9 protein-coding genes and 1 pseudogene are annotated in these 9234 nt (G+C 66.8%); 6 read left to right on the plus strand and 4 right to left on the minus strand.

Translation table 11 applies throughout. From position 1 onward, the window contains the following. Positions 1–398: 398 nt before the first annotated feature. Positions 399–1232 (plus strand): cytochrome c, encoded by an 834-nt coding sequence (locus tag G3N93_RS08040; protein ID WP_206132746.1) that lies wholly within the window; start codon positions 399–401, stop codon positions 1230–1232. A 34-nt stretch (positions 1233–1266) separates the two neighbouring features. After that, positions 1267–1746 carry a GNAT family N-acetyltransferase gene (locus G3N93_RS08045; RefSeq protein ID WP_206132747.1) on the plus strand — a complete coding sequence of 160 codons (480 nt, stop codon included), beginning with the start codon at positions 1267–1269 and terminating at the stop codon, positions 1744–1746. A gap of 92 nt (positions 1747–1838) precedes the next feature. Here G3N93_RS08045 and G3N93_RS08050 read toward each other — a convergent pair whose 3' ends face one another. The 3 genes from G3N93_RS08050 to G3N93_RS08060 are packed head-to-tail and all read right to left on the minus strand — an operon-like array spanning position 1839 to position 4817. Then, positions 1839–3104 carry a Zn-dependent hydrolase gene (locus tag G3N93_RS08050; RefSeq protein ID WP_206132748.1) on the minus strand — a complete coding sequence of 422 codons (1266 nt, stop codon included), beginning with the start codon at positions 3102–3104 and terminating at the stop codon, positions 1839–1841. Beyond that, positions 3097–3621, minus strand: coding sequence for an L-2-amino-thiazoline-4-carboxylic acid hydrolase (locus G3N93_RS08055; RefSeq protein ID WP_174941797.1), 525 nt, complete (start codon positions 3619–3621; stop codon positions 3097–3099). Before G3N93_RS08055 ends, G3N93_RS08050 begins: the two co-directional genes overlap by 8 nt. A 29-nt stretch (positions 3622–3650) precedes the next feature. Beyond that, the gene (locus tag G3N93_RS08060) at positions 3651–4817 is read right to left on the minus strand and encodes a branched-chain amino acid ABC transporter substrate-binding protein (RefSeq protein WP_206132749.1); all 1167 of its coding nucleotides are present in this window, start codon (positions 4815–4817) and stop codon (positions 3651–3653) included. Positions 4818–4994: 177 nt separating this feature from the next. Between G3N93_RS08060 and G3N93_RS08065 the strand changes: the two genes are divergently transcribed. From G3N93_RS08065 to ahpF, 4 genes are all read left to right on the plus strand, one after another. After that, complete coding sequence (locus G3N93_RS08065; RefSeq protein ID WP_174986561.1) at positions 4995–5891, plus strand: LysR substrate-binding domain-containing protein; 897 nt, start codon at positions 4995–4997, stop codon at positions 5889–5891. Between the two features lie 127 nt (positions 5892–6018). After that, complete coding sequence (locus G3N93_RS08070; protein WP_206132750.1) at positions 6019–6228, plus strand: CopG family transcriptional regulator; 210 nt, start codon at positions 6019–6021, stop codon at positions 6226–6228. Positions 6229–6514: 286 nt separating this feature from the next. Further along, the gene (ahpC, locus tag G3N93_RS08075) at positions 6515–7078 is read left to right on the plus strand and encodes an alkyl hydroperoxide reductase subunit C (protein WP_006488685.1); all 564 of its coding nucleotides are present in this window, start codon (positions 6515–6517) and stop codon (positions 7076–7078) included. A gap of 128 nt (positions 7079–7206) precedes the next feature. Then, positions 7207–8805, plus strand: coding sequence for an alkyl hydroperoxide reductase subunit F (gene ahpF / locus G3N93_RS08080; protein WP_206132751.1), 1599 nt, complete (start codon positions 7207–7209; stop codon positions 8803–8805). A gap of 94 nt (positions 8806–8899) precedes the next feature. On the opposite strand, the pseudogene G3N93_RS08085 reads toward ahpF, so the two are convergent. Continuing rightward, positions 8900–9234: pseudogene (locus G3N93_RS08085) on the minus strand (extensin); the annotation flags it as partial.

A 9234-nucleotide genomic window follows, 5' to 3' on the forward strand; every position in this document is an offset into this window, starting at 1 on the left:
TCTCTTCGGTCTCTTCGGTCTCTTCGGTCTCTTCGGTCTCTTCGGTCTCTTCGGTCTCTTCGGTCTCTTCGGTCTCTTCGGTCTCTTCGGTCTCTTCCGCCTCTTCCGCCTCTTCCGCCTCTTCCGCCTCTTCCGCCTCTTCCGCCTCTTCCGCCTCTTCCGCCTCCTCCGCCTCCTCCGTTCCTTCGCGCTCAAACCACGCCACGCAATGCCGCATCCTTCGAGCGGCCCAACCGCCAGACACGCCGCCACCGGCTTGCCCGATCATGACCGGCCGCCCCCTTCCCGCGCCGCAGTCGCCAGCACCGCGCGTACCGGATAGACTGTCGCCCGATTCCTTCCATCGGCCGCGGCCTGCTCCGCCTGTCGCCGCCGGAACGCCCTTTCCCGGAGAACGAATGCTGAAGCGCCGGTGGTTTTCGCTTTTGCTGTTGACGGTTTGCCTGATCGGCCAACGCGCGTCGGCCCAGTCCGCGCTCGAACTCGAAACGGACGGCACGGCCCGCGCCCTCACCCGGCAGACGCTGCTCGCGCGCCCCGATGCGACCGACATCCACGTGCCGCGCGACATCGCGTACGGCAAGCCCATGACCTTCCGCGCGGTGCCGTTCGCCGACCTGCTCGGCGACAAGCTGCCGGCCGACGGCGTACTCGAAACCCGTGCGGCCGACGGCTTCGCCGCGCAACTGCCGCTGGATCTCGTGCGCCGCCGCTCGCCGGCCGGCGCCATCCCGTGGCTCGCGATCGAGGATCCGGCGCATCCCTGGCCGAAGCTGCCCGGCAAGCAGGTCAGCGCCGGGCCGTTCTACCTGGTCTGGCTCGGGCCGGGCGCGTCGTCGGTGCGTGGCGAGCAGTGGCCGTACCAGATCGTGCGCGTCACGATCGAGTCGTCGCCGCTCGCGCGCTGGCCGTCGCTCGCCGTCGATGCCGCGCTGCCCGCGAACGATCCGGCTCGCGCGGGCCAGCACCTGTTCGTCACGCAATGCCTCGCATGCCATCGCATCGACGGCGCGGGCAGCAGCCATGCCGGCCCCGATTTGAACACGCCGATGAATCCGGTCGACTACTTCCAGCCCGCCGCGCTGCGCCGCTATATCCGCAACCCGGCATCGGTGCGCGACTGGCCGGGCCGCAGCATGCCGGCGTTTCCGCCCGACCAGTTGAGCGACCGCGAACTCGACCAGATCGTCGCGTATCTCGCGTATATGGCGCGGCGCAAGGCCGGCCAGTAACGCGCGGATGAATCGAAGCACTCGAGGAACATTGATGACGTCAGGCGACACGCTGTTCACCATCGAATCGATCGACGCCGCGCAGACGCACCCGCTCCGGGCGATGATCCTGCTGAATGGCGATCTGGACGCGAGCGCGCTGGCCGGCGACCAAGCGCCGACGACCCTGCATGTCGGCGTACGCGACGCGTCGGGCATCGTTGCCGTTGCCTCGCTCTGCGAGGAGTTGCGCGAAGACGATCGTGCGGGCCCGGCGTGGCGGCTGCGCGGGATGGCCGTCCACCCTGCCGTGCGCGGCATGGGCTTCGGACGCGTGCTGGTGCAGGTGTGCGTGCGGCACGCGGAAGCACGCGGGGCCGCGCTCGTGTGGTGCACCGCACGCGAAACCGCGTACCGGTTCTATGAAAAGCTCGGCTTCGCGGCCGATAGTGCGACGGTGACGATGCCGGGGCGCACCGATACGGCGTTTCATGTGATGCGGCGATATATCGATCGGAAATCGCCTGCGGGCTGACGCGAACCGCGCGTTCGCGTCGTCAGGTGGAAAGCGATGCGGCCCGGCCTGGAGAACCTCCTCCCGCCGGACCACCGCCAGCACACGCAGGCTCAGCTTTCCTGCGCGCTCTGCAGCACCGCCCGCAACAGCACGTCGGCGCCCGCCGCCGCCCACTCGGGCGTAATCGCTTCGGCCTCGTTGTGGCTCAACCCGTCGACGCACGGCACGAAGATCATCCCCGTCGGCGCGACGCGCGCCACATAGCACGCGTCATGACCCGCGCCGGACACGATATCCATGTGCGACAGCCCGAGCGCCTGGGCCGCATCACGCACCGTGTCGATGCAGCGCGGCGCGAACGGGATCGGCGCATACGTGAAGATCTGCTCGATCTGCGCAGCGAGGCCCGTGTCGTCGGCCACGCGCGCGAGTTCCGCGCGCAGCGCCGCGTCGAGTTCGTCGAGCACCGCGTCGTCGGGATGACGGAATTCGACCGTGAAGAAGCACCCGCCCGGCACCGTATTACGCGAGTTCGGCCGCGCCTCGATCATCCCGACCGTTGCCCGCGCGTACGGCGCGTAACGGCAGCCGAGCACTTCGACGAACGAGATCATCCGCGCGGCGCCGACCAGCGCATCGCGACGGAATTCCATCGGCGTGGTGCCCGCGTGCGCGTCGACACCGGTGAGCGTCACCTCGTACCAGCGCTGCCCCTGCCCGGCCGTCACGACGCCGATCGTCTTGCCGGCCCGTTCGAGAATCGCGCCCTGTTCGATATGCAGCTCGTACGCCGCATGCACCGGATAGCCGCCGACGGGCTCCGCGCCCGCGTAGCCGATCCGCGCCAGTTCCTCGCCGATCGTCCTGCCCGCGCCGTCGGTGCGCGACAGCCCGTATTCGAGCGTATAGACGCCCGAGAACACGCCGGCCGACACCATCGCCGGCGCGAAGCGCGAGCCTTCCTCGTTGGTCCAGATCACGACGTCGATCGGGCGCTCGGTCTCGATGCCCGCGTCGTTCAGCGCGCGCACGACCTCGAGCCCGCCGAGCACGCCGTAGATGCCGTCGTAGCGGCCGCCCGTCGGCTGCGAATCGGCGTGCGAGCCGGTCATGACCGGTGCAGCGTCGGGGTTGCGCCCCGCGCGGCGCGCGAACACGTTGCCCATCTGGTCCACGCGCACCGTGCAGCCGGCGTCTTGCGCCCATTGCACGAACAGGTCGCGCGATTCGCGATCGAGATCGGTCAGCGCAAGACGGCAGACGCCGCCCTTCGGCGTCGCACCGATCTGCGCCATCCGGTCGAGCGACGCCCACAGGCGGTCGCCGTCGACGCGCGGCGCGCTCACGCGCTCAGCCACTGCGTTGTCGTCACGCATCGCCGTTCTCCGGCGCGGCTTGCAGCGCGTAGCGGAAATCGCAGCGCTTGCCGCCCTGCATGATCGTGCTCGTCCGCGTGAGCGCGATGTCCGGCGCATAGCCCTGGATGAAATAGCTGTCGCGCGCGCAGCTCAGCAGGTGCCCGATCTCGCCGAGCCCCATCGCGTGATACATCTCCGCGTAGCTGCAGCGATGCACGTCGTAGTCGTAATGCGTATCGTCCGCGCGCTGCACCTCGACGTCGAGCGCATCGTCCTTCTCCCACAGCACCTGCAGCGCGACGAACGATTTCACGCTCGTGCCGCCGGGCTCCTGCGCCGCGAACGTGCGGCCGGCGTCGACGGCCGCGCCGCGCACCGCTTCCGCGATCACGGCCTGCGCGCGCTCGACGCCGAACTCGCGCTTCATGATCTCGTAGATCGGCTTGATGATTTCCGCTTCGATGCGGCGTCGCGCGAGGATCCCGAGGCGCGTGTCCTCGGGTGCGGCGGCGGATGTCTGGGTGGCTTCGGTCATGGGGATCGTCTTCGTTGTCTTGTCGTGTATTACTTGGTCGCGGTGCGCGAGCCGCCGAGCACGTCGACGACGGTCCACTTGCCACCGCGCACCTGGTAGATCGTGAAGGCCGGATCCTTCAGGTTGCCTTCGGCATCGAACGCGATCCGTCCCGTCACGCCGGGCCGGTCGATCGCACGCACCGCCGCGACCAGCTTTGCCGGCTGCGTCGTGCCGGCCTTCTGCGCGGCCGCGATCAGCGTGGCCACCGCGTCGTACGCGAACGGCGCATGCAGCTCGATGGGGGCGCGGAAGCGCGCCTGGTATTGCGTGTCGAACGCCTTGCCTCCCGGCATCCGGTCGAGCGGCAGGCCCGGTTCGAGGGCCGTCACGCCGTCGCCGTCCTTGCCGGCCAGCGACAGGAAGGTCTGGCTCACGAAGCCGCCCGCGCCGAGCAGCGGCGCGTTCACGCCGAGCTGGCGCATCCGGCGCGAGATCGGTGCAGCCTGCGCATCGAGGCCGCCGAAGAACACGAGATCCGCACGCTTGCCCTTGATCGCGGTCAGCACGCCGCTGAAATCGGTCGTCTTGTCGTTCACGTACTGGCGATCGACGATCGCGCCGCCGTTCGCCTGCACGCCCTTGATGAACTGGTCGGCCAGGCCCGAGCCGAACGACGTGCGATCGTCGATCACCGCGATGCGCTTCGCCTTCAGCGTCTTCACCGCGTACGCGCCGGTGAAATTGCCGCCCGCATCGTCGTGACCCATGATGCGGAAGGCCGTCGCATAGCCCTGCTGCGTGTATTGATGGCCGGTGGACGCCGGCGCGATCTGCGGGATGCCCGCATCGCGGTAGACGCGCGACGCCGGCACGCTGCAGCCCGTGTTCCAGTGACCGACGACGCCGATCACGTGCTTGTCGACGAGCTGCTGCGCAACCGCGACGGCCGTGCGCGGATCGGACTGGTCGTCAGCCGCGGCGAGCTTGTAGACCACCGGCTTGCCGCCGATGGTCGGATGCTTCGCGTTCGCATCGTCGATCGCGAGTTGCGCGCCGTTCTGCAGATCCTTGCCGATCCGCGCGGACGGGCCGGTGAGCGGCGCGGCAAGACCGATCAGGATCGTCTGCGGCGCGGATTGTGCGAACGCGGGAACGGAGGCGACCAGGGCGGCCGCCGAGAATGCGAGGCTGGCGTGGAGAAATGCGATTTTCATGTGCGGGGATCGGTGAATCGGATCAAAACATGAAAAATATTAAATATTCAGCACCCAAACCCCAAATATCCAATTGTTGGATGCTTATGCCGTTCCCGCCACATTAACCTACATCACTGTAAATACAGGGTATTTTCATTCTGTCGCTTACCCTGACTTTTCGATAAAATTTGACACATGAAAAATATCGAACAATTACCGCACGATCCACCGCTGCGCGCGGTGCGTGCGTTCGAAGCGTTCGCGCGTCTCGGGTCGGTCACCGCGGCGGCGGGCGAGCTCGACATCACGCCGTCGGCGGTCAGCCATCAGTTGCAGCTGCTCGAAGCGTTCATCCAGACGCCGCTGACCGTGCGCGAGGGCCGGTTGCTCGCGCTCACCGACGAAGGCCGCGACTACTACCGCTCGATCAGCGCCGCGTTCTCGGTGTTGCGCAGCGCGACGCGTTTCGTGCGCGACCGCTCGTCGCTGCGGCAGATCACCGTCAGCCTGATTCCGCTGCTCGGCATCGGCTGGTTCATTCCGCGGCTGCACGCGTTCCTGGCCGACAACACGGACGTCGACGTGACCGTGCTGTACGCGCATCACCGCAACTACCGCAGCGATGCGTCGGACCTGTCGATCCGCTTCGGCACCGGCGACTGGCCCGGCTACCGCTGCGAACGGCTGCTGCCGGGCGCGATGGTGCCGATGTGCAGCCCGTCGTTCCTGAAGCGCCACGGGCCGTTCCGCACGCCGGCCGATCTCTCGCGCGCGCCGCTCGTACACGACGAGGATCGCAGCACGTGGGTCAACTGGCTGCAGGGTGCGGGCGTCAAGCATGTGTCGCATGCGGTCGGGCCGATGTTCGAGGACGGCCAGCTCACGCTGAGCGCCGCACGCGCGGATCTCGGCGCGGCGTTGCTGCGCGCGCCGCTGGTCGAGCGGGAACTGGCGAATGGCGAACTCGTGAAGCTGTTCGATCACGCGCTCGACGACGGGCGCGATTACTACCTGTGCACGCGCGAGGACGCGGATATGCCGGACGGGGCCAGGCGGCTGGCGGAGTGGTTGAGGAGGATGGCGGGGATTTGAGTGGAGCGGGACGACGTCGAGCCGACAGCCGGGCGATTCGGAATCCGCATTCGCATCGGACATGCGGCGCACTTGCACTTGCCCGGCCGGATAGCCACGATGGCCGTGTCATGTCATGGAGGCGGCAATGAACAGAATTCCGGTCGATCTATCAGATAACCAGCACGCCGCGTTGACCCGCATCGCCGTGCACCAGAACAGCTGCACTGCCGAGCTCATCCGGGACGCGATCGATGCCTATATCGCGCTGCAGGACCGGACACTTGCTGACAATGTGTTCGGCCTCTGGAAGGGGCGCAACGTCGTCAACCAGGAAGACTTGCGCTCGGAGTGGTGAACGCGCCCCAGCATCCACCAACCGAACACACTTCGGAGCCGCCTAGAGTCGCCCCCCCGCGGCTTTGGACTTTCAACGCAATCCCTCTCGCCGCATCTCCGCCCGGCTGCCGCCCGCCCGCACACCCACGCTTCAATGACCTCCCCGCACATCCCGCGCCAATCAAGGGCCGGAAGCAGATAGAAATTCCTGATGCCCCGGATTGAAACAAGCAATTTCACAAACTCAGGGTGAACCCGGATACTGGCAACACTCCACTCACCACTGAAGCAAAGGAATTCACCAGATGCCGATCATCAACACCCAAATCAAGCCGTTCAAGGCAACCGCATACCACAACGGCGATTTCGTGCCCGTCTCGGAAGAGAACTTCAAGGGCAAGTGGTCCGTCGTCGTGTTCTACCCGGCCGACTTCACGTTCGTCTGCCCGACCGAACTGGGCGACCTCGCCGACCGTTACGCGGAATTCCAGAAGCTGGGTGTCGAAATCTACGGCGTGTCGACCGACACGCACTTCACGCACAAGGCATGGCACGACACGTCGGACACGATCGGCAAGATCAAGTACCCGATGATCGGCGACCCGACGCTCACGCTGTCGCGCAACTTCGACGTGCTGATCGAGGAAGAAGGGATGGCCCTGCGCGGCACGTTCGTGATCAACCCGGAAGGCGAGATCAAGCTGTGCGAAATCCACGACAACGGCATCGGCCGCGACGCAGGCGAACTGCTGCGCAAGGTGCAGGCTGCGCAATACATCGCGGCGCACCCGGGTGAAGTGTGCCCGGCCAAGTGGACGCCGGGTGCGGAAACGCTGACCCCGTCGCTCGACCTGATCGGCAAGATCTGACGATCGCGCCGCGCGCCTCGCACGAGGCGCGCGAGACGCCCGATCACGGGCCGCTGCCGCATGCGGCCCGCGCCCTTCTCCGGCACGACGTGCCCGACCAGAATCATTAATACGGAATCCGAAACGCCATGCTCGACGCCAATCTCAAGAACCAACTCAAAGCGTACCTCGAAAAGATCACGCGCCCGATCGAACTCGTCGCCTCGCTCGACGACAGCGCGAAATCGCAGGAACTGCTGGCGCTGCTGAACGAGATTGCGTCGCTGACGGATCGCGTGACCGTGACCGAACGCCGCGACGACGCCGAGCGCAAGCCGTCGTTCTCGATCGGAGAACCCGGCAAGCCGGCCGGCATCCGTTTCGCCGGCATCCCGATGGGCCATGAATTCACGTCGCTCGTGCTCGCGCTGCTGCAGACGGGCGGCCACCCGATCAAGCTCGACGACGACGTGATCGAACAGATCCGCGCGCTCGACGGCGACTACGCGTTCGAGACGTATTTCTCGCTGTCGTGCCAGAACTGCCCGGAAGTCGTGCAGGCGCTGAACGTGATGTCGCTGATCAATCCGCGCATCCGTCACGTCGCGATCGACGGCGCGCTGTTCCAGGGCGAAGTCGAGTCGCGCCAGATCATGGCCGTGCCGACGATGTTCCTGAACGGTACCTCGTTCGGCCAGGGCCGCAGCAGCGTGAAGGAAATCCTCGCGAAGCTCGATACGGGCGCCAGCGCACGCGCCGCGAAATCGCTCGAGAACAAGCCGGTGTTCGATACGCTGATCGTCGGCGGCGGCCCGGCGGGCGCGGCCGCTGCGATCTACTCGGCGCGCAAGGGCATTGCGACGGGCGTCGTCGCCGAGCGTTTCGGCGGCCAGGTGCTCGACACGATGGCGATCGAGAACTTCGTGTCGGTGCAGGAAACCGAAGGGCCGAAATTCGCAACCGCACTCGAACAGCACGTGAAGCAGTACGACGTCGACATCATGGACGTGCAGCGCGCAGACGCGCTCATTCCGGGCGACGTGCACCAGATCCGCCTTGCGAACGGCGCGGTGCTGAAGGCGAAGACGATCGTCCTCGCGACCGGCGCGCGCTGGCGCGAAATCAACGTGCCGGGCGAGCGCGAATACCGCAACCGCGGTGTCGCGTACTGCCCGCACTGCGACGGCCCGCTGTTCAAGGGCAAGCGCGTCGCGGTGGTCGGCGGCGGCAACTCGGGCGTCGAGGCCGCGATCGACCTCGCCGGCATCGTGAAGGCCGTCACGCTGATCGAATACGGCGCGCAACTGCGCGCGGACGAAGTGCTGCAACGCAAGCTGCGCAGCCTGCCGAACGTGACGATCGTCACGCAGGCGCAAACGACCGAGCTGACCGGCGACGGCAGCAAGCTGAACGGGCTCGTCTACAAGGATCTGCGCTCGGGTGACACGCAGCGCATCGATCTCGAAGGCGTGTTCGTGCAGATCGGCCTCGTGCCGAACACCGAATGGCTGAAAGGCACGGCCGAACTGTCGAAGCACGGCGAGATCGTCGTCGATGCGCGCGGCGCGACGTCGGTACCGGGCGTGTTTGCGGCCGGCGACGTGACGACGGTGCCGTTCAAGCAGATCGTGATCGCGGTCGGCGAAGGCGCGAAGGCATCGCTCGGCGCGTTCGACCACCTGATCCGGCAGGACGTTGCACCGGTTGCCGCCGCGCAGCCGCAAGCCGAGGAAGCGATCGCCGCGTAACGCGCGTCGCCCGTCGGCACAACAGTTTGTCTCTCTTGGCCCCGCATGCTTTGGTCGGCGTGCGGGGTCCTTTTTATTCCGGAAACGATCGCGGTTACTTGGTCGTGGTCGGGCCGTTGTTTGCCGGCGCCGGCGACGGCGCCGACTTGAAATTGCTCGACTCCCTGACCAGTTGCTCGGTCATCGCCGCAGCAACTGGATTCGCACCCGACGACGAACTGCCCTGCCGGGTCGAACCGCTGCTCGATGGCATCGACGTCATCGACGGCGGCGGCAACGACGGGTCGAGCTTCGCCGATTCCCTGACGAGCGCGGCGGTTTCCGGCGTTTCGGATTTCGTTGCAGCGGGTGCGGCGGCCGCGTGGCGTTCGAGGCCATCGCGCTTGCGCGGTGCGCGTTCCGTGACCTGCGCAGGTGCGGGCGCGGCCT

This window comes from Burkholderia sp. Se-20378 (genome assembly GCF_017104665.1).
GTDB lineage: Bacteria > Pseudomonadota > Gammaproteobacteria > Burkholderiales > Burkholderiaceae > Burkholderia > Burkholderia lata.